The organism is Heyndrickxia sporothermodurans, from assembly GCF_003055045.1.
GTDB classification, from domain to species: Bacteria; Bacillota; Bacilli; order Bacillales; family Bacillaceae_C; genus Heyndrickxia; species Heyndrickxia sporothermodurans.
This window is the reverse complement of sequence record NZ_NAZB01000019.1, coordinates 24,271-45,115: the sequence shown is the minus strand read 5'-3', so window position 1 is coordinate 45,115 and position 20,845 is coordinate 24,271. Positions and strand designations below refer to the sequence as shown.

Sequence of the window (20,845 nt, the reverse complement as noted above, 5' to 3'; positions counted from 1 at the left end):
TGTTACTCTTTTTTCTTTTCTTGTTGATCAATCGGTTCTGGAATATTTGTATCTTTCAGTGCATATTTAATTTCATTCTTTATTCCAAACCAGTTTTTATTTGTATGTGCCGCAATCAATACTTCTCCATTGACACGTTGTAACCAAATTCTTCGATGATTCCAATACATCCCTTGGATGACACCGATCATAAAGATGAAACCACCTAAAGCAAGTATCCATAACGTCAAATCTTTACGGACCGTTAACACTGAAATATTTCTCGTATCAATTGATTTGAACGCCATTTTATAGTCATTTTCTCCCAATGGCTCAACATTTTGTTTAATTGCGACAAAGCTCACTTCACCTTTCGGATGTTCAGGTGAATACATTCTAAACAAAAATGCCGGATTATTAGGTACAGATGTTTTTGTTTGTGGTTCACCATTTTTAGCAAAACCTGAAAAATCAGGATAATATCCTATTAACTCTACTTTATACCCATTTTTCAAATCATAAACATCTTTTGGATCAAATAAATCCACTTTAAGATTTCCCATCGATTTTCCATTGGCTTTATTTTGTAATTCAAATGACATTGCTTTTAATTCATCTAATTGGTAAGACATTTGATAAAGTGCATAATGATCCATTTTTAACGGTTTATTTACTTTGATTGAAAAGTCTTTTACCTTTTTTAGTTTATCGGATTCTCCAGCTATCCCGCCATCTACCCGTTCATATAATGTGACATTTGATTGGAAGTTTTTCGCTACGTTTCCAACCCGACTAATTGCTTGATTAAATGTTTCTTTATCTTTCTTATTGTCGTATTTTTCTAAAATGAATTTTTTATTCTCAAGTACATATTGTGAATGGGTACCTGGAATAACCTTTTTTTCTCCTTCACGAATCGATAAAGTTTCGTCGACATACATACCGGGAACAAATCGAAGCATTCCCCCGATAAGAAATATGATTAGACCGATATGATTAACGTACGGTCCCCATCTCGAGAATCGCCCTTTTTCCGCTAAAATATTCCCATTTTCTTCGCGGATTTTGTATCTTTTTGATTTCAATTTTTGTTTGATTGAATCAAACACTTCATCTGATACTTCAATATTAGATCGTGAAAACAGTCGTTGACGTTTTAAAAATCCTTCATGTCGAGATACTTTTTGATTTTTCAAAGCACGATGGAGCGGGATAAAACGATCGAGACTACAGATTACTAATGATATACCGATACTAGCAATTAAAAGCAAGTACCACCAAGAACTATAAAGATCTTGGAAACCTAAGTTGTACCATAATTGTCCAACCCATCCGTACTCTTCTTTATAATATTGTTCGGGCGGGATATTTTGCTGTATGTATTCTTTTTGCGGAAGAATGGTCCCTATAGCACTAGCTATTAATGTAATGACAATTAGCCAAACCCCAACTTTTACAGATGAAAAAAAGTTCCAGATTTTATCAATAATTGTTTTATTATATGTTTGTGAACGACGAGCACTTCCTTCATAACGCATATCATGGAGTTTATCTCGTTTTGCTTCTTCAGTTAAGGCTCTCCCGCAAGATTCACAAAGTATGGTACCAATTGGGTTTACATGACCACACTCACATTTTATTTCCTTCATACATAAAACTCCTTAAGGTTTAATACTCTCCATTAAGTGTTGAATTTCTTTTTTTGTCATTGTATCAACAACAATTTGTGTTACTTTACCGCTGGAATCAATAAAAAAGGAAGTTGGAATGGGATCAATTCCGTATGCATTTTGAACGTCCCTGCTTTTATCTATTAATACAGGAAAATTCAGCTCATAATCTTTAATAAACTTATTTACCAAGAAGTTAGATTCTCCAACATTTACGGCTAAAATCTCGACCCCTTGTTTTTTAAAATCTTTATATAAGTCGACCATATAAGGCATTTCTTTCTGACACGGAACACACCATGTGCCCCAAAAATTTAAAAATACTCCTTTTCCGCGGTAGTCTGATAATCTATGTTTCGTTCCAGACATATCTTGTAAAACAAAATCCGGTGCCTTATCTCCCACTTTTATTTCTCCACGACTATCTTTCGTTAGATTTGCATATAAAGTGTAAGCAACAGCAGAGATTAATACAAGTAAAATGACTGTTCTAATGATTAATCTTTGTTTTTTCTTTTGTGACATTTCGCAACCTCCAATCGAAAATTCGTCACATTATAATTACTATTATATCATTCCCCCAAAACATGCTAATTAGCATAATTTGAAGGTTATGTGAACCTTTATTGCAGTCCTGTTCCTGTTTCCGCCAGTGCTCTAAGTTGTTTAACCTCATGTGGAGTTAGTTCTCGGCTTTCCCCTGCATTTAGGCTGTGTAAATTTAAAAATGCGTAACGTTCGCGCTTTAGCTTTTGAACTGGATGCCCGATTGCTTCGAACATTCTGCGGACTTGGCGATTTTTCCCTTCATGGATCGTTAATTCTACAATCGATTTTTGTGTTTTTTTATCGGCGGATAGTAATTTAGCCTTTGCAGGAGCTGTTATACCATCCTCTAATTTAACACCTTTTTCTAATTGTTTTAATGATTGTCTAGTTGGGATTCCTTTAATTTTTGCCACATATGTTTTGTTAATTTCGTATCGTGGATGCATTAGCAAATTTGCAAACTCACCATCATTTGTTAATAGTAATAATCCAGAAGTATCGTAATCTAAACGTCCGATAGGATACACTCTTTCCTTTATTTCCGGGAGAAAATCGATTACAACTTTTCGATTTTTATCGTCCTTAACAGCAGATATGACACCTCTAGGCTTGTACATTAATATATATACTTTTTCTTCTCTTTCAAGAGGAATTTCATTAACTTCTACTTTATCATTGGGAGAAACTTTCGTACCGAGCTCACGTATAACTTTTCCGTTTACTTTCACTTTTCCTTCCACGATTAATTCTTCCGCCTTGCGACGAGAGGCAACCCCTGCTTGTGCAATAACTTTTTGAAGACGTTCCATTCTATTTTCCACCTCATCTATTTTTTCAAAGCATATTCTTTATGAATTATTACATATCAAGTTAAAAAAGCAAAGAAATGAGTAATCTCAGTGAAATAAAAAAACTCGGATATTCGGCTATTTTAACCAAACATCCAAGTTATGATGATTATCGCTGCACTTATTCCTACTAAATCAGCTAGTAGGCCGACTTTTAACGCATCCCCCATTTTTTTTATACCAACCGCACCGAAGTAAACGGTTAACACATATAAGGTAGTATCTGTGCTTCCTTGTATAGTTGAAGCCAATTTACCAATAAAAGTATCTGGACCATGTACTTTAAGAATATCACTCATAATTCCTAATGCAGCATTTCCCGATATTGGACGGATTAAGGCTAAAGGAACAATTTCTGATGGAACACCTAAAAAGTCTAGAACAGGTCTAAGTAGCTGGACCAAAAAATCTAAAGCACCGGAGGATCGAAATACAGTAATTGCTACTAGCATTCCAACAAGAAATGGAATAATTGATACAGCTATCTTTATTCCTTCTTTCCCACCATCTACAAAACTCTCATATGCAGGCGTTTTTTTCTTGACGCTATATATTAATATAAAACCAATTAGAATAGGAATGATCCAAATTGATACAATTGACAGTATATACATATTATTTCACCCCATTGCGGGTTCTTTTATAATAATAGTAGCGGTCTATCAAAATAGCAGCAATGGTCGCTATTGTTGTAGCCAATAATGTTGGGCCAACAATTTCAGTTGGTGATGCAGAGTGATAATTCATTCTTATTGCAATAACCGTTGTCGGTATTAATGTAAGTCCGGATGTATTTAATGCCAAAAAAGTAATCATCGATCGACTGGCAACGGGTCTACCGCCATTTAACTCCTTTAATTGCTCCATAGCTTTTATTCCTAACGGTGTGGCGGCATTGCCAAGACCAAACATATTAGCAATGATGTTGGATAAAATATATCCCATCGCTGGATGATTTTCAGGGACTTCAGGGAATAGTCGTTTAATAATCGGACGAAATAAACGCGAGAATTTATCCAAAAGTCCTGAATCTTGGGCAATTCTCATGATGCCTAGCCAAAATACAAGAATGCTAATCAGCCCAATACAAAGGGTAACTGCTTCATTAGCTGATTGAAAAATAGCTTCATTGACATCTTTCATTTTTCCATTAATAGCCGCGAAAACCAAACCGATTAATGTCATACCAATCCAAATATAATTAACCATTCTCCTTTACACCTAAATGGATCGAAAATAATTGAATAAAGTAACCGAACCATCCTTTCTTTTTTTCTACATTCTCATGCTTATAATAAATGGGTACCGATTTAATTTCTTCGTTCCCCTTATAAACGACTGCTTTTCCAACGATTTTTGGAATATTCCTTGCGTCCTTCCAATTTTTTTGAGAATTTAATAGTTTCATTTCTATTGAAATCTCTTTTTTTTCTTTGTTTGTTAGTGAATATAAGACGGGATTTTTAATATAAACATGATTTTTCAAATACTTGTTGTTAATACCTTCAATCAAACCTTTGTCCAATACGATGGTTGTATCAAAATATTTAAAACCGTACTCAAACATATTTATATGATCATTCCAATCATCAGGACCATTTAATGTAACCGCAATTAGATTTTGATGGTCTTTTGTTGCTGTTGTAACTAAAGTTCTTTTCGCACGTTTTGTAAAACCGGTTTTCCCACCTGTCGTGTATTTATACTTTTCTGTTAATAATCGATTTTTATTTCCCCATCCTTTATAAAACTTAGTTCCAGAAATCTCTCTGTATGTTTTATTTTGCATTGCATATCGCGTCAAAAGTGCCATATCATATGCAGTTGAAAAATGATCTTCTTTGTTATCTAGACCATTGGGATTCGCAAAATGTGTGTTAACCATTCCAATTTCTTTTGCCTTTTGGTTCATTAAAAAAACAAATCCCTCAATACTTCCCCCTACACATTCAGCAATCGCATTGGCAGCATCATTTCCCGATCGCAACATTAAACCATACACTAAATCCTTTAGTTTCATCGTATCTCCCGGTTTTAAATAAATCGATGAACCTTCCGTTCGAACAGCTGTGTCACTAATTTTGGTATTTTCATCTAACTTTCCCGATTCAATTGCTAGGATAGCCGTCATTATTTTCGTAATAGAGGCTATCCTTCGTACATCATTTGCATTTTTTTCGTATAAAACTCTTCCACTATCTTGGTCCATCAAAATAGCGCTTGCGGCTGTAACTGAAGGTGCAGCAGCAAAAGACTTTCCGGGGCTGGCCAATATAAACATAATAAAAATAGCGAATAGAAAAAAACGTTTCATACAGTTGCTCCTCTTCTCTATTATGAACATGTATTTTGTACAAGTTTATGAATGGACAAGGATAGTTATGAATAAAAAAAGGCTATTTGCGTTTGCAAATAGCCTTGGAACCTGTACTATTCTGTATCTAAATTTGTTTCCAATGTTTCTTGGAATTTTTCAAAAAATAGATCCGCGTCGTCCCGTTCAAAGTCATTGTCTGTTGGTTCAGGGAGAGGAGGTAATTCTTTAATATCTTTTAGTCCAAAATAATCGAGAAATTCTTTCGTAGTTCCATATAATCTAGCTCTTCCTGCACCATTTGCACGACCAACTTCCTTTATCAAACCTTTAGAAGTAAGAGTTTGCAATGGACGTTCCGTTTTCACTCCGCGTATATCTTCGATCTCAATTCTTGTTATAGGTTGTTTGTAAGAAATAATGGCAAGTGTTTCCAATGCTGCTTGTGAAAGTGTACTCATTCCCGGAGATTCAACTAGTCTTTTCAAATAAAGTGAGTTTTCTTTCTTCGTTACTAATTGATAGGTACCCGCCAGCTCGACAATAACAATTCCGCGGTCATTTTGCATTTCATAATCCTGTTTCAATTGTTCAACTAGTTCGATCGCTTGAAATTCTTCAAGCTCCATAACTGTCATTATTTGTTTTAATGACAAACCTTCATCCCCAGCAGCAAAAAGTAAGCTTTCCAATATGCCTTTCCAATTAATTTGTTCCAATCATACTCGCTCCCATCCTTGCTACGAAAATATCTTCAAAATTGCCATCTTGCTCAACATAAATTTCATTTCGTTTCATTAATTCCAAAATAGCAAGAAATGTAATGACCACATGATTTTTTTCAGGTACAGGAAAGAGTGTATTAAAATTTTGCTTGCCCTTTTCAATCGTAAGATCTTTTAATATTTCTTCCATACGGCTTTCAATTGATATTTCCTGTCTTGTGATTTTTGTCGATAGTGGCTTTTGCAACTTTTTTCTGCGCAATAATTTATTCAACGCCCCTATCATATCATATATAGAAACATCCCCTTGAAATTGATCCGAAGGGATATCTTTCATATATTCCGTTAAATCACTTGGAGGTTTTGTAAACATTTGTCCACGTTCCTGCTCCATTTGCTTTAGCTCGATAGCTGCTTCTTTATATTTTCGATATTCTACTAGTTTTTCAACTAAATCATCCCTAGGATCTTCTTCATATTCAAACTCATCTTCCAATTCATCTTCATATTTAGGAAGTAACATTTTACTTTTAATTGCGAGTAATGTTGCTGCCATAACTAAATATTCACTAGCAACATCCAATTCCAATTCCTTCATCGTATGAATAAATAATAAGTATTGTTCAGAGATTTCAGCCATAGGTATATCATAAATATCGATTTCTAACCGATTAATTAAATGCAGAAGTAAATCTAAAGGTCCTTCAAATGCATCAATTTTCACATTATATTCCATCTTATCACCAATTTCATGCCTCTAGTAAAAAATAACCCCAATATTATTAGTATAGTGGAATATCTTCTGCAGTCCAATAAAAATTTTTCCATACGGTTTTTGTACCAAAATTATGCAACTCCATATTAAAACAATCCCAATAAATAAGCTTTTTGGAAATGATTTTCCTAGCTATATGTATAAAATAAACAGTAATTTATGTTACACTTACATAAGTTGAAAGTGAGTGAGTTATGTAATGAAAATTCCGGAAGCATATATTGAATATTTAGTGCATTTTCACGGAGATAGAGATTATTTTGAGTGCCATGAACTTTTAGAAGAACATTGGAAACTAACCGATATCAAAAATCGCCATTCAGTATGGGTTGGCTTAATTCAATTAGCCGTTTCGCAATACCATTATCGACGCTCGAATATTGTTGGCGGCATCCGTTTACTGAAAAAAGCATTAAATAATTTAATTGAAAATAAAAATATTCTTATCACATTAAAGATAGATGTGAATGATCTATTTAATAAAATGAATACACAGCTTACAAGAATGAAAAATAATGAGGAATACGAAAGTATCAATATGAAAATTAATGATGAAGGGTTACTTACTATATGTAAAAGTAAATGTAAGGAGCTAGGGTTTAGATGGGGAGAACAAAACGCGGGAGATGACTACACAATTATTCATCGACACGCAGTACGAGATCGGACAAGTATCGAAATGGAAAGGTATCTCTCAGCCATAACTAAACGTTTGGAGAGAGAACGAAAATTACAACTTAAAAAATAAAATAAGGCTGACACATAATAAAACGATAAATCCCCGTTTCATTATCATGAATCAAACACTATTGATCAGCCTTACACTTCTTCATCGTTACAGTTTTCACAAAATGCTGCCGTGTATTCATTTGGCAAAATTGTTTTTCCTTCGTAAATCTGCTTTATAGATTTTAGCATATTCTTTCCTACACCCTGATTGCGGTGAGAAGGATTTACTGATATATGTTGAATTTCAACCAACTGATCTTTTAATTGAACCCCAATTAATCCAATTACATCATCTTCTATTTTCCATAAAAAAAGCTGCCAATTTTCCTCATTTTCATATTGTTTTATTGTTTGTTGCAGCTTTTTTATATCTTTTTCATTTGGCATGAAAGACAGAAGTCCCATAGCAATTTTTTCAAAAGCTTTTTTATATCGAATTAGCATGCATATCCCTCGTTATCCTTCTACATATTATGAATACTTTCCTATCATTATAAACATCGACAGGCAATATTAAACACTATAATTAAACGATGTACAACCAATAGTAGAGTCCCCATCCAAAAGCTAAAACAAGGATTAGAATAAATAGCAAAATATTATTTTTTTTCAAAGAGCACACTCCTATTTCCATAAAATCATCTAATGTAATAAGTCATTCGCCCTCTATTGTATCGATTTTAAATGCTTTACGCAATCACAAAAAAATGATGTAACATATTCAAATTTCTGCTAATTGGGTAGTGGGTATATTTTTCAGCTCAATTGTAGATATGAAAAATATGCAAATGAGCCGGAAAAAATTATAAATTAATCTTACTATGGAGAGGCAGATCTAATTTGATAATATCTTCATAGGTTTCTCGTTTTACAACAAGTTGGTCTTCGCCATTTTCAACGAACACTACTGGTGGTCTCGGTATTCGATTATAATTATTTGCCATTGAATATCCATAGGCGCCCGTGCAAAATACCGCTAAAATATCCTTACTTTGCGCATTAGGCAATGGGAGATCCCAAATTAACATATCACCTGATTCACAGCACTTTCCAGCAATGGAATACGTTTCTTCCACACTATCTAAAGCTCGATTGGCTAATACAGCTTCATATTTTGCTTCATAGAGTGCTGGTCTAATATTATCACTCATTCCACCGTCAACCGCTATATATTTTCGTACATTTGGTACGTCTTTGTTAGACCCAACAGTATATAATGTTGTACCTGCTTCACCCACTAGTGATCTGCCTGGTTCAATCCAAATTTCGGGCATAGGGAGTTGATGGGAGTTAGTTTGCTTCTGCACTTCTATAATAATTTCCTTTACATAATTATCTGGGGTTAATGGCGCGTCCTCACTCGTATAGCGGATTCCAAATCCCCCGCCTAAATTTAAAACAGATGGAAAATATGAATACTTTTCATTCCACTCAACTAACTTTTCGATAATTTTATTCGCGGCAAGAATAAATCCAGTTGTCTCAAAAATTTGTGAACCAATATGACAATGAAGCCCTAACACCTTAAAGTGCTTTGATTCTAGTGATTTTCTAAGGGCTTCTTCCGCTTGGCCATTTTGTAAATCAAACCCGAATTTCGAGTCTTCCTGACCAGTCAAAATGTAATCATGGGTATGTGCCTCAATTCCTGGTGTTACACGAAGTAAGATTGCGATTTGGGTATTTCTTTCCAGTGTGAGCTGCTCAAGCAATTCTAGTTCATAAAAATTATCTACAACAATACAGCCTATATTGTAATCTAGGGCTAATTCTAATTCTTCTTTACTTTTGTTATTACCATGAAAATGGATACGATCCGCCGGAAACTTAGCCGCAATTGCTGTATATAATTCCCCGCCTGATACAACATCTAACGATAATCCTTCTTCTTGTGCTAAATTTAGCATGGCGATTGAAGAAAATGCTTTACTAGCATATGCTACCTGTGATTTTATCCCTAGCTTATCAAAGGTTTGTTTAAACCCTCTGGCACGGTCACGTATTAAAGCAACATCATACACATATATAGGCGTTCCATATTTTTTAACTAATTCAACTGTATCGACGCCACCAATTTCAAGATGGTTGTTTTCATTTATTTTTGAAGTACCATGAAAATACATTAGTTTTCCTCATTTCTATGTAAAATCCTTTTAAGAATAAATAGACAGTTGTCAAATAGGACAAACTGTCTATTTATTCAATATTTATAATAAATTAGCTAAACTTTATCATAAAACGTACATTTTCGCAATGGTTGGTTTTACTTATCAGCCGGTTGACGAAAACGATCTCGTGGATGCACAATACTCGGTCTAATTTTCGATCCCGGTACCGTTCTCCGAATTAAAATATGAGTAATCGCTTGTGGATTAAATGGAATAAATGGCCATAAATATGGTGCATTTAATGCGCGAATATGTGCTAAATAAATGACAAAAAGGGTTCCACCTATTAATAAGCCAGGTAATTTAAAGAAGGCAACAAGTAGCATCAATACTACCCTAGCAATTTTATTTGCTACACTTAATTCATAACTTGGTGTCGCGTATGTGCCTATAGCCGCAACCGACACATATAGAATTACTTCCGATACAAATAAACCAACATCAACAGCAATTTGACCAATTAAAACAGCGGCAATTAATCCCATCGCCGTAGCCAAAGGGGTTGGTGTATGTATGGCGGCAATTCTTAAAAATTCAATCCCCATATCTGCGATAAATATTTGCAAAATTAACGGAATATTTTTTTGTTTATTCGGTCCAATGAACTCTAAATGCTCAGGCAGTAAACTAGGTTCAATAGCAAATAAATACCATAATGGCAGTAAAAAAATGGACGCAAGCACCCCTAGGTAACGAACCCAACGAATAAAGGTTCCAACAGCTGCTGATTGTCGGTACTCCTCGGCGTGCTGAAGATGGTGAAAAAAGGTTGCGGGTGTAACCATAACACTTGGTGAAGTATCAATAAAAATTAATACATGACCCTCTAATAAATGAATGGAACCGACATCAGCTCTCTCTGTATAGCGGACAAGCGGATAAGGATTATATCCTTGTTTTAGAAGGAATTCTTCAATCGTTTTATCTGCCATTGTAATTCCATCAACATCAATTGTTTTTAATTCCTTTTTAACTGTTTTTACTAAATCGGGATTTGCTACACCTTCAATATAGCCAATGGCAACGTCCGTTTTCGAACGTTCTCCCACCTTCATAATTTCAAATCGCAATCGTTCGTCACGAATTCTTCTTCTTGTAAGAGCTGTATTAACGATAATATTTTCGACATATCCATCACGTGATCCACGAACAACTTTTTCTGTATCAGGTTCCATCGGCTGTCTTCCTGGATAACTTCTTACATCAACAATAATTGCTTCGCCTTCACCTTCTACAACGATAGCAATCAATCCTGATAGTACTTGATCAGCCATTTCATCAATCGTTTTCACTACTTCTACCGACTGATTTACGATTCGATTTTGGATTATATCGTAAATCTTACTAGAAAGCCGATCCGAGCCATTTAAGTCTACTAATTCCCGTAAAATATGGATGATAAATATTGTATCGGTTAATCCATTAATATAATAAATTTGAATATTCTTTTTTAACACCTTTATATGTCGGACACCTAGATCAAAACTTACACCCAATCCTATTCTTTTTTCAAATATCTTCTCCAGTTCTTCGATATTTTTGGGTATTGGTTCTTTTCTATTTAGGTCATTTGTCATAATACCCGCTCCTTTCTAATACTAAATCAACCGCTTTTCTCGTTATTGGGGAGCCATTCGTATAATGATCAATTTTCCCCATCTTTCCGATGTCCCCAATACCCACAATTATCGGTACGTTTAATTTATCAAGACAATAGACGGTGTCCCCATTAATTTTCTTTAATTCCATTTCGGGGATACCATATTTATCGACACCGTATGGGGTCAAGTTTCCTTCCCTATCAATACATACATCAACTTTTGACCATTCTGCTTGATGGGTTTTTGAAGCAACTGCTATCACACCAAGCACTTCAATATCAGGATGTGTAGCGACAATCATTAATGCCTCTTCTCCATTTCCTTCACCTATAAACCCGCTATCATCAAACATAACTAACACCGGATCGACTGGAGCTTTTTTAATTTGGTTAACGATTTCATGTCCAGATAAATGAGAAGGGTTTCCGTATGACTGTGAAATACATCTGCCGCCGATATCTTTAGCAATTGTTTCAATTGCTTTTCTCGCATAATCATCACCATCTGTAATTAATATCACCTTTCGTTTACTATTCATACGAAAATCCTTTCCATTTAAAGTTTTTAATTTAGATATGATTATTTAATGATCGACGAAATAGATCCAATGAAATAAAGAACCGCACACCTTCCCAAAAACAATTGCCATTAAAGCGATAATTAAATGCCCATCGATTCCTATTCGCTTAGCTAATATTGGGATGACATTAATTACTTCAGTTAGAGCTGCAGCGAGCATTCCTACAAATATACCGCATCCTAGTCCGATTGGTATAAGCAATAACAAGGTTAAATGAAACGTAACATCCCTTAGCTGAGCCCAGCCACCTAAGATCGCGCCTAATACAATAGCCCATTCGTACAGATACACCATTTTTGCTGTTTTCGATAGTTGAACCAATCTCGGAATAATCCCAAGTACTGATAAAAACGCAACTAACCCGCAACCTACTATTAACCCGCCTGAAAGGCCAATAATGAAAAAAAGAATGGTATTAATCATCGTCAAGGCGCTTAATACTTTCCTTGTTTTCATTTAATGCGACATAATGATCAACATCTTGCTGATAATTAAAAATTTCGACTTCCAGAGGGCTAGGTTCTTCATTAAAGCGTTTTTTAAAAATATGATTAAAGAAAATAATCATCCCCAATCCTAAGCCGATTGAATAAGGGATTTGAAGGATTAATGGTTTTGAGACCTCATGACCCGTGATCATTCGGTAAATTTTCTGATGGACGATTCTCATGCTTACATCTTCATGAAAATTCATAATTGCTAAAGCAGACCCTATAAAAAGGAGAATCCAGATTACTAAGAAAAACGGAATCGAAACTTTCTTTTTTTTATAAATAATTTCAATGATTGTCTGCGTGGGACCAATGGTTTGGATATCAACCTCTCCATATTTTTTAGTAATAACATTGATTACCTCCATAATATCGATTACTGCGGAACTCTTATCTTTTTTTGTCACTTGATAAACAGGCAGGTTTTTTAAAGCTGCCAGATCATTTTCCGGCGCAATAATCTGTGCGATATCTGAAAGTTTAATTATGCTATCAGGCCTCACCTCTACACGATAGCGAAGACGCAAATAAATCAAACTTTCCATTTCTTTCAACCCCTAAAAATTTTGTGTTTGATACATAGTAGTATGTGGAAATGCCTCATTTTCATTCATGAAAAAAATCGCACAGGCTATGAACCCATGCGATCTTTCATCTGCTCTAATATTTTTTTCTCTAATCTAGATACCTGTACTTGTGAAATCCCTAATCTTTCTGCGACCTCGGATTGTGTTTGATCCTTATAATATCGCAAATAAACGATTAATCGTTCCCGTTCATCCAGTCCTCTAATGGCTTCCTTTAAGGCAATTTTATCGAACCATTTCTGATCATTTTGATCGGCAATTTGATCCAAAAGTGTAATGGGATCTCCATCGTTTTCATAAACTGTTTCATGAATCGAAGATGGCGTCCTGCCTGCCTCTTGAGCCATAATGACATCTTCAGCAGAAATTTCAAGGAAGTCGGCAATTTCATTTACAGTTGGTACCCTTCCAAAACTTTTCGTTAATTCGTCTTTCGCTTTTCTGATACGGTTACCAATTTCCTTTAAAGATCTACTTACCTTAACTGTACCATCATCACGTAAAAAGCGTTGTATTTCTCCGATAATCATCGGAACTGCATATGTCGAAAACTTAACATCATATGATAAATCAAATTTATCTACAGATTTCAATAATCCAATACAGCCTATTTGAAATAAATCATCCGGATCATAGCCGCGATTTAAAAAACGTTGCACGACCGACCAAACAAGGCGAATATTCTTTTCGACTAGTTGGTCGCGCGCATCTTGATCGCCTTCCTGGCTTTTGTGAATTAACTCTTTTACTTCATGATCCTTCAGAAAGCCTTGAGTTTTCTCTTTCTTAAGTTCCACATCCATAGGCACGACTCCTTAATTACATAAGGCTTTTTTGAAGGCCAAATGCTTTTTTAAACGAATAATGGTGCCTACTCTAGGTTGTGATTCTATTTCTATGTCGTCCATAAAGTTTTCCATAATGGTAAATCCCATTCCGGAACGTTCTAATTCCGGCTTCGTTGTAAATAGTGGTTGTCTTGCTTCCTCAATATCAGGAATTCCAATCCCCTCATCACGAATCACTAATTCAACAACACCATCTTCAATGGCTGCTGAAATATAGACCATACCTGCAGGATTCCCTTCATATCCATGAATAATAGCATTTGTTACTGCTTCGGAAACAACTGTTTTTATTTCAGTAAGTTCATCAATGGTAGGATCCAATTGAGCAATAAATGCTGCTACAGTGACCCTGGCAAAGGACTCATTTTGACTTAAGGCGGTGAATTGAATTTGCATTTCATTTCTCATCGATTACGCAACCCCCAATCTTTCCAGCGCAAACTGTTCTGATTCATCTAAACGTATAATTTTAAATAGTCCAGACATTTCAAAAAGACGTTTTACCGCTGGTGAGATTGCGCAAACGACCATTTCGCCATTTTTTTGTTTGATTTGTTTATATCTTCCTAAAATGACGCCTAGACCAGAGCTGTCCATAAATGATAATTGCTCAAGATTCAAGACAAGGTGTTGGATATGAAATTTTTCAATTGCACTTGATACATTTTCCCTTAATGTTTCTGCTGTATGATGATCTAATTCTCCTTTTAACCGGATGCAAAGAACATCTTTTTTCACTTCTAAATCAATCGATAGACTCAATTTCGAAGCCTCCTTTTAGCTTTATATTGAGTCAATTCGATTTTTTACTGCAATAATCCTTCTTCCTGACAAAACTAGAAGTATATCGTCATAATTAGTCTTCGTTCGACGTTAGAAAAGCGTAAGTGCCTTGACTAGGCCTCGAGCAAGGCAAACCATTTATTTTAATTAGCTATTAGTAAACATACCAAAGGAACGTTTAAATAATTTCCACCAACCGGCTTGTTTTACATCTTTATTAGCAACAAGTTTTGATTGAACAAGTGTTTTCCCATCTTTTTTCACAGTTATTGTACCTATTTGGTCACCTTTTTTGATTGGTGCTTTTAATTTTCCATTCAATTTAATCGATTTTTTAAGGTGATCGACTTTTTCACCTTTTTTAGTTAAAACCGAAATCGGTTCACTTGTAATGGCTTGTATTTGTTTCGTATCACCTTTGCTAACCTTTACATTCCCTAATGATTGTCCTTTTTTATATAACGGGTGTGTCGTGTACATAGCAAAAGCGTAATCTAGCATTTTCGTTACTTGTGCATTTCTAACTTTTGTCGAAGGTGCTCCAAATACAACAGCAATGACACGCATTCCGTTTTTCTTCGCAGTGGCTGTTAAGCAAAATTTCGCTTCATTTGTGAATCCAGTTTTAAGACCATCTACACCCGGATAAAATTTTACAAGTTTATTCGTATTTACGAGCCAAAACTTTTTATCCGTATTTTCGCGTAAATAGGATTCATATTTTCCGGTGAAATTTGTAATGTTTTCATGTCTTAATAGGTCTTTCGCCATTATGGCCATATCATGAGCCGAACTATAATGGTCCTTTTCAGGAAGCCCTGTAGAATTTTGAAATTTTGTATCTTTAAGTCCAAGTTCAGCAGCTTTTTTATTCATCATTTCTACAAACTCTTCTTCACTGCCGGCAATCTTCTCAGCCATTGCGACAGATGCATCGTTTGCTGAACCAATCGAAATGCCTCTCAACATTTCTTCAACCGTCATTTCTTCCCCCGGTTCAAGAAATATTTGAGAGCCTCCCATCGAAGCGGCAAATTCACTAGTACGCACTTTTTCATTTAAAGAGATCTTTTTTTGCTCAAGCGCTTCCATTATTAAAATCATTGTCATCACTTTTGTCATCGATGCGGGTGGAAGCTTTTCATGACTATTTTTATCATATAAAACTGTTCCTGTGTCCCGTTCGATTAAAATAGCAGATTTCGCATCCGAAGCTAATTCGGTCGTTTTTTCGGCAGCTTTCACTTGTGAAGTGAGAATGGATGCCATTAAAAAATAAATAACGAGAATACTTAAACCTTTTTTCATTTGGACCCCTCCGAAGATTTTCTTTTTAAACAAGATACATAGCACCATTTTTTCCATCTCTAGTTTTTTTATACAGCTAAAAAAATAAAAAATGGGTCAGTTCATTTATGAACTGACCCATTTTTATCCAGTAAAAAAGAAATTAATCCTTTCCAACCTCTTCATGAATCAAGATTGGAGCGGTAACTTTTTGTTTTGAAATTTTAATATTGGCATAGAGCTTTTCTTTTACATCTTCAAATTGTTCTTGGTTAGCATATATTGTTAGTAATGCTTCTCCTTTTTTCACTTCGTCTCCAATTTTTTTATGAAGAACAATTCCAACTGCTAAATCAATGACTGATTCTTTTGTTGCACGTCCTGCTCCTAGCATCATTGCTGCCGTTCCAATTTCATCCGCAATAATTTCCGAAACATATCCATCTTCAAGTGAAGGTAAATCGAATGTATATTTTGCCTGTGGTAATTTGGAAGGATTGTCAACTACCTCGGGGTCCCCACCTTGAGATTGTAAAAATATTTTAAATGATTCCAACGCCTTTCCATTTGAAATGACTTCTAATAGTTTTTGGCGCGCTTCTTCAAGAGTTGCTGCCTTTCCAGCAAGGTAAACCATATGACTTCCTAGTGTCAAACACAATTCTGTTAAGTCTTCTGGACCTTCCCCACGCAATGTATCAATCGCTTCTTTCACTTCGAGTGCGTTTCCAATTGCAAACCCGAGTGGTTGGCTCATATCTGAGATGACTGCCATCGTTTTTCTGCCTACATTGTTCCCAATATTCACCATCGCCTTGGCTAACTCACGTGAATCTTCAATTGTTTTCATAAATGCACCGGCGCCGGTTTTAACATCTAAACAAATGGCATCGGCACCTGCTGCGATTTTTTTACTCATAATTGAACTCGCGATTAATGGAATGCTATTGACAGTTCCGGTCACATCTCTTAGTGCGTATAACTTTTTATCTGCTGGAGTTAAATTGCCACTTTGACCAATAACGGCAATTTTATTTTCATTGACAAGTCGGATAAATTCATCATTTTCGATTTCAACGTGAAATCCTTTAACTGCTTCTAGTTTGTCAATCGTACCACCAGTATGTCCTAGGCCTCTACCGCTCATTTTTGCTACTGGTACGCCTAAGGCTGCTACTAAAGGTCCTAGAACCAATGTTGTTGTATCACCAACACCCCCGGTTGAGTGTTTATCTACTTTAATCCCTTCAATCGCGGATAAATCAATGGTATCTCCTGAATGGACCATCGCCATCGTTAAATCTGCTCGCTCACGTTCATTCATTCCTTGGAAATAAATCGCCATCGTCAATGCACTCATTTGATAATCCGGAATCGTATTATTTGTGTAACCTTCTATAATAAATTGAATTTCCTCAGTCGTGAGTTCCTTGCCATCCCGTTTTTTTTCTATTAAATCAACCATTCTCATTTTTCTTCACCAACTTGTATGTTTTTGACAATCTCTTTCACAAAAGTTAAAAAATCAGCTCGGACTTTCTCCGTCGTTTCAATGACTTCATCATGTGTTAATGGCTGATCTAATATCCCGGAGGCCATATTGGAAATACAGGATATTCCTAGAACTTTTAAGCCGGCATGTCTAGCGACAATGACTTCCGGAACCGTCGACATCCCTACAGCATCTCCGCCCAGTGTTCGAATCATCCGAACTTCTGCTGGAGTTTCATAGGTTGGACCGGTATTTCCTACATATACTCCTTCTTGAATTTTAATATTAAGTTGACTTGCTATCTCCTTAGCTTGAGAGCGTAATTCTTTATTATATGCCTCAGACATATCAGGAAAGCGCGCACCGAACCTTGCATCATTCGGACCGATAAGAGGGTTACTGCCCATATTATTAATATGATCAGAAATAATCATGAGATCCCCAGGTTCGTAATCCTTGTTTACTCCACCTGCAGCATTTGTTACAACTAACACTTCAACACCAAGTTCTTTCATCACTCGAACCGGAAATGTTACTTGATCAAATGAATACCCTTCGTAATAATGGAATCTTCCTTGCATCGCAACAACATCTTTTCCACTTAACTTTCCAAATACTAATTGACCAGCATGCCCTTCAACGGTTGAAATAGGAAAATTAGGAATGTCTTTATATTGAATTTTTAACGGGTTTTCAATTTCATCTGCCAGAACTCCAAGGCCGGAACCTAAAATAAGTCCAATCTTTGGTTGATTACTAAACTTTTCTTTTAAAAATAATGATGCTTGTTCAATTAAATTGTATTCCACCGGTTTTCCCCCTCTATCCTTGAATATCCTTTAGGAAACTCGTTCCAAATTCAGGTAGCTTCACATTGAAATTATCTGCAATGGTTGCCCCTATATCTGCAAATGTCTTTCTGAGTGGAAGTTCTGCCCCGCCATTAAAACGTTTTGAATAAATTAGTAACGGAACATATTCCCGAGTATGATCAGTTCCATGATGGATAGGATCATTCCCATGGTCAGCAGTAATAATAAGAAGATCATCATCAGTCATTTTTTCAAAAACCTCAGGTAAACGAGCATCATATTCTTCTAATGCTTTTCCGTATCCGATTGGATCACGACGGTGACCGTATAAAGCATCGAAATCAACTAAATTAATGAAGCTCAATCCAGTAAATTCCTTATCAAATGTTTGAATAAATTTATCCATTCCATCCATATTGGATTTTGTACGAATCGCTTCTGTTACACCTTCGCCATCATAAATATCTGAAATTTTCCCTAGAGCAATAACATCAAAGTCATTATCCTTTAACTCATTCATTACGGTACGAGCAAACGGCTTTAGTGCGTAATCATGACGATTCGGTGTTCTCGTGAAATTGCCCGGCTCACCAATAAACGGACGAGCAATAATACGTCCTACCATATATTTGGGGTCTAATGTTAATTTTCTGGCAATCTCACATATTCTATAAAGTTCGTCCAATGGAACGATTTCTTCATGGGCAGCTATTTGTAATACAGAATCCGCCGATGTATAAACAATTAAGGCACCTGTTTCCATATGTTCTTTACCTAGTTCATCTAAAATTTCCGTCCCACTCGCCGGTTTATTTCCGATTATTTTACGACCGGATTTTTGTTCTAATTCAGAAATTAATTCATCTGGAAAACCATTAGGAAAGACTTGAAATGGAGTAGAAATATTTAACCCCATGATCTCCCAGTGACCAGTCATTGTATCTTTCCCATTCGATGCTTCTTGCATTTTTGTATAATAAGCAAGGGGTTTATCCGCTTTTTTAATCCCTTGAATCTCACGTATATTGGAAAGTCCTAATTTCCCCATATTTGGCATGTTAAGACCATTCATTTTTTCAGCAATATGTCCGAAGGTATCCGCACCTAAATCATTAAATTTTTCTGCATCTGGTGCTTCACCAATTCCAACAGAATCCATTACAATAAGATGAACTCGCTTGTATGTATAATTACTCAAGTTATTTCATTCCTTTCAAATAATATTTAAAACGGTTACATTCTAACAAAGATATCTTACCCTTCGTGCGAAAAGTTAACCAGCGATTAAGCTGATCGTATTTCAAGGTAAGAGGTCTGACAACTCTATTTTACCAAAGGAGAGAGCAACTCTACAACTAAATCCTTCAATTGAAAAAACCACTAAAAAATAGTGGTTCTCGCAATCTATTAAGCACGAGGATGATGTTTCGAATATACATCTTTTAATCTTGTTTTCGATACATGCGTATATATTTGTGTCGTCGATATATCTGCATGCCCGAGCATTTCTTGAACTGCTCTTAAATCAGCACCATTTTCCAACAAGTGGGTCGCAAACGAATGGCGCAATGTATGTGGTGTAAGTTCTTTTTCGATATTTGCTTTTTTAGCAAGGCTTTTAAGTATTTTCCAAAAACCTTGTCTTGTTAAGCGATTGCCATGATGATTTAAAAAGAGGGCCTCTGTTTGATATTGTTTCGATCGAAGCTTTGGTCTACTATCTTTTAAGTAGGATTCTAGTATCGTTGAAGCAGTTTTACCAATCGGAATAATTCTTTCTTTATTCCCTTTTCCTATACATCTTACAAAGCCCATTGTTAAATGAAGATCATCTAAATTAAGATTTATCAGTTCACTTACACGAATTCCGGTCGCATATAATAATTCTAACATCGCCTTATCCCTTAACGGTAATATCCCTGTTTCTGATGGCGCATCTAATAGGGCCTCTACTTCTGATAAACTTAGTACTTTTGGTAAATTTCTCTCCGTCTGCGGAGTTTCTATATGAACAGATGGATCATTGTCGGTTGCTTTTTCTCTTAAAAGAAATTGGTGAAATGATCTGACAGATGCAACATGTCGTGCAAGTGTTTTCGCCGACTTTCCTTGTTGTTTTAAATGATTTAAAAAATGGACGATATGCACACGAGTAATTTCATTTAATGTTTCCAGCTGTTCCACTTTTTGCATATAGTTTATATAGCTTTTTAAATCTCTTTCATACGATACAATCGTGTTTTTCGATAATCCTTTTTCTACTATCATAAAATGAATAAAATCTCTTAAACGATCAAGCATTCTATTACTCCCCATCTAAATAAAACAATAATAAGCGGTTAAACCAATTGGGACCTTCCTGATTTACCGAATTTACTTTTACCGCCGTACCTTTTGGTTCATCATAACGATGATAATCCTCATATTCTTGATTTACCCACATAATACCATAATAAAATAGCAATGTGCATCCAGTAAATAAAATAAAAACCTTTAATGTACGTACAATCACTTTAATCCAAGACATGAAATTGTCCGTTCCCTTCGCTAAATAATTTGTCTATTCTAATACAAGCTATGCCAAAGGAACAAAAAATTATACCTAAA

The 20,845-nt window shown here is 35.5% G+C and carries 24 protein-coding genes; 1 reads left to right on the top strand and 23 read right to left on the bottom strand.

Annotation, left to right across the window (positions count from 1 at the left end; translation table 11 throughout):
- Positions 1–2: 2 nt before the first annotated feature.
- From resB to B5V89_RS07800, 8 genes are all read right to left on the bottom strand, one after another.
- A complete protein-coding gene (resB, locus tag B5V89_RS07835) occupies positions 3–1,628 on the bottom strand; it encodes a cytochrome c biogenesis protein ResB (RefSeq protein ID WP_108071343.1) in 1,626 nt (541 codons plus the stop codon).
- Between the two features lie 12 nt (positions 1,629–1,640).
- Positions 1,641–2,174, bottom strand: a complete 534-nt coding sequence (gene resA, locus B5V89_RS07830; RefSeq protein WP_108071341.1) for a thiol-disulfide oxidoreductase ResA — start codon at positions 2,172–2,174, stop codon at positions 1,641–1,643.
- 98 nt (positions 2,175–2,272) lie between these two features.
- Complete coding sequence (rluB, locus tag B5V89_RS07825; protein WP_108071339.1) at positions 2,273–3,007, bottom strand: 23S rRNA pseudouridine(2605) synthase RluB; 735 nt, start codon at positions 3,005–3,007, stop codon at positions 2,273–2,275.
- A 122-nt stretch (positions 3,008–3,129) separates the two neighbouring features.
- Positions 3,130–3,660, bottom strand: coding sequence for a spore maturation protein (locus tag B5V89_RS07820; protein WP_108071337.1), 531 nt, complete (start codon positions 3,658–3,660; stop codon positions 3,130–3,132).
- Position 3,661: 1 nt separating this feature from the next.
- Positions 3,662–4,255, bottom strand: a complete 594-nt coding sequence (locus tag B5V89_RS07815; protein ID WP_107921204.1) for a nucleoside recognition domain-containing protein — start codon at positions 4,253–4,255, stop codon at positions 3,662–3,664.
- The gene (locus tag B5V89_RS07810) at positions 4,248–5,360 is read right to left on the bottom strand and encodes a D-alanyl-D-alanine carboxypeptidase family protein (RefSeq protein ID WP_108071335.1); all 1,113 of its coding nucleotides are present in this window, start codon (positions 5,358–5,360) and stop codon (positions 4,248–4,250) included. Before B5V89_RS07810 ends, B5V89_RS07815 begins: the two co-directional genes overlap by 8 nt.
- A 116-nt stretch (positions 5,361–5,476) precedes the next feature.
- Entirely contained in the window at positions 5,477–6,079 is a 603-nt protein-coding gene (gene scpB / locus B5V89_RS07805; RefSeq protein WP_108071333.1) for an SMC-Scp complex subunit ScpB, read from the bottom strand.
- Positions 6,066–6,821, bottom strand: a complete 756-nt coding sequence (locus tag B5V89_RS07800) for a segregation/condensation protein A (protein ID WP_108071331.1) — start codon at positions 6,819–6,821, stop codon at positions 6,066–6,068. The genes scpB and B5V89_RS07800 overlap by 14 nt, the downstream gene beginning before the upstream one ends.
- A 238-nt stretch (positions 6,822–7,059) precedes the next feature.
- Here B5V89_RS07800 and B5V89_RS07795 point away from each other — a divergent pair, with 238 nt between their 5' ends.
- Positions 7,060–7,608: a DUF309 domain-containing protein gene (locus B5V89_RS07795; protein WP_108071329.1), complete on the top strand. Its 549-nt coding sequence runs from the start codon at positions 7,060–7,062 to the stop codon at positions 7,606–7,608.
- A 71-nt stretch (positions 7,609–7,679) separates the two neighbouring features.
- Here B5V89_RS07795 and B5V89_RS07790 read toward each other — a convergent pair whose 3' ends face one another.
- From B5V89_RS07790 to B5V89_RS07720, 15 genes are all read right to left on the bottom strand, one after another.
- Complete coding sequence (locus B5V89_RS07790; protein WP_108071327.1) at positions 7,680–8,033, bottom strand: GNAT family N-acetyltransferase; 354 nt, start codon at positions 8,031–8,033, stop codon at positions 7,680–7,682.
- 359 nt (positions 8,034–8,392) lie between these two features.
- Positions 8,393–9,712, bottom strand: coding sequence for a diaminopimelate decarboxylase (gene lysA / locus B5V89_RS07785; protein WP_108071325.1), 1,320 nt, complete (start codon positions 9,710–9,712; stop codon positions 8,393–8,395).
- Between the two features lie 140 nt (positions 9,713–9,852).
- Entirely contained in the window at positions 9,853–11,334 is a 1,482-nt protein-coding gene (locus B5V89_RS07780; protein ID WP_108071322.1) for a spore germination protein, read from the bottom strand.
- Positions 11,324–11,896, bottom strand: a complete 573-nt coding sequence (gene spoVAEA / locus B5V89_RS07775; protein WP_066228803.1) for a stage V sporulation protein SpoVABEA — start codon at positions 11,894–11,896, stop codon at positions 11,324–11,326. The genes B5V89_RS07780 and spoVAEA overlap by 11 nt, the downstream gene beginning before the upstream one ends.
- Positions 11,897–11,941: 45 nt before the next feature.
- Positions 11,942–12,367 (bottom strand): stage V sporulation protein AB, encoded by a 426-nt coding sequence (locus tag B5V89_RS07770; RefSeq protein ID WP_373454642.1) that lies wholly within the window; start codon positions 12,365–12,367, stop codon positions 11,942–11,944.
- Positions 12,354–12,974, bottom strand: a complete 621-nt coding sequence (locus B5V89_RS07765; protein ID WP_066228810.1) for a stage V sporulation protein AA — start codon at positions 12,972–12,974, stop codon at positions 12,354–12,356. Before B5V89_RS07765 ends, B5V89_RS07770 begins: the two co-directional genes overlap by 14 nt.
- An 86-nt stretch (positions 12,975–13,060) precedes the next feature.
- Positions 13,061–13,819 carry an RNA polymerase sporulation sigma factor SigF gene (gene sigF / locus B5V89_RS07760; protein WP_066228813.1) on the bottom strand — a complete coding sequence of 253 codons (759 nt, stop codon included), beginning with the start codon at positions 13,817–13,819 and terminating at the stop codon, positions 13,061–13,063.
- A 12-nt stretch (positions 13,820–13,831) separates the two neighbouring features.
- Positions 13,832–14,272 (bottom strand): anti-sigma F factor, encoded by a 441-nt coding sequence (gene spoIIAB / locus B5V89_RS07755; RefSeq protein WP_066228815.1) that lies wholly within the window; start codon positions 14,270–14,272, stop codon positions 13,832–13,834.
- 3 nt (positions 14,273–14,275) lie between these two features.
- Positions 14,276–14,626, bottom strand: a complete 351-nt coding sequence (spoIIAA, locus tag B5V89_RS07750) for an anti-sigma F factor antagonist (RefSeq protein ID WP_066228818.1) — start codon at positions 14,624–14,626, stop codon at positions 14,276–14,278.
- A gap of 168 nt (positions 14,627–14,794) precedes the next feature.
- Entirely contained in the window at positions 14,795–15,955 is a 1,161-nt protein-coding gene (locus tag B5V89_RS07745; protein ID WP_108071320.1) for a D-alanyl-D-alanine carboxypeptidase family protein, read from the bottom strand.
- 142 nt (positions 15,956–16,097) lie between these two features.
- A complete protein-coding gene (locus B5V89_RS07740; RefSeq protein ID WP_108071318.1) occupies positions 16,098–17,405 on the bottom strand; it encodes a pyrimidine-nucleoside phosphorylase in 1,308 nt (435 codons plus the stop codon).
- Entirely contained in the window at positions 17,402–18,235 is an 834-nt protein-coding gene (locus B5V89_RS07735) for a purine-nucleoside phosphorylase (protein WP_108071316.1), read from the bottom strand. Before B5V89_RS07735 ends, B5V89_RS07740 begins: the two co-directional genes overlap by 4 nt.
- 13 nt (positions 18,236–18,248) lie before the next feature.
- The gene (gene deoB, locus B5V89_RS07730; RefSeq protein ID WP_108071314.1) at positions 18,249–19,436 is read right to left on the bottom strand and encodes a phosphopentomutase; all 1,188 of its coding nucleotides are present in this window, start codon (positions 19,434–19,436) and stop codon (positions 18,249–18,251) included.
- 209 nt (positions 19,437–19,645) lie between these two features.
- Entirely contained in the window at positions 19,646–20,539 is an 894-nt protein-coding gene (gene xerD, locus B5V89_RS07725; protein WP_066234666.1) for a site-specific tyrosine recombinase XerD, read from the bottom strand.
- A gap of 4 nt (positions 20,540–20,543) precedes the next feature.
- Positions 20,544–20,765 (bottom strand): YqzK family protein, encoded by a 222-nt coding sequence (locus B5V89_RS07720; protein WP_066234663.1) that lies wholly within the window; start codon positions 20,763–20,765, stop codon positions 20,544–20,546.
- Positions 20,766–20,845: the final 80 nt, after the last annotated feature.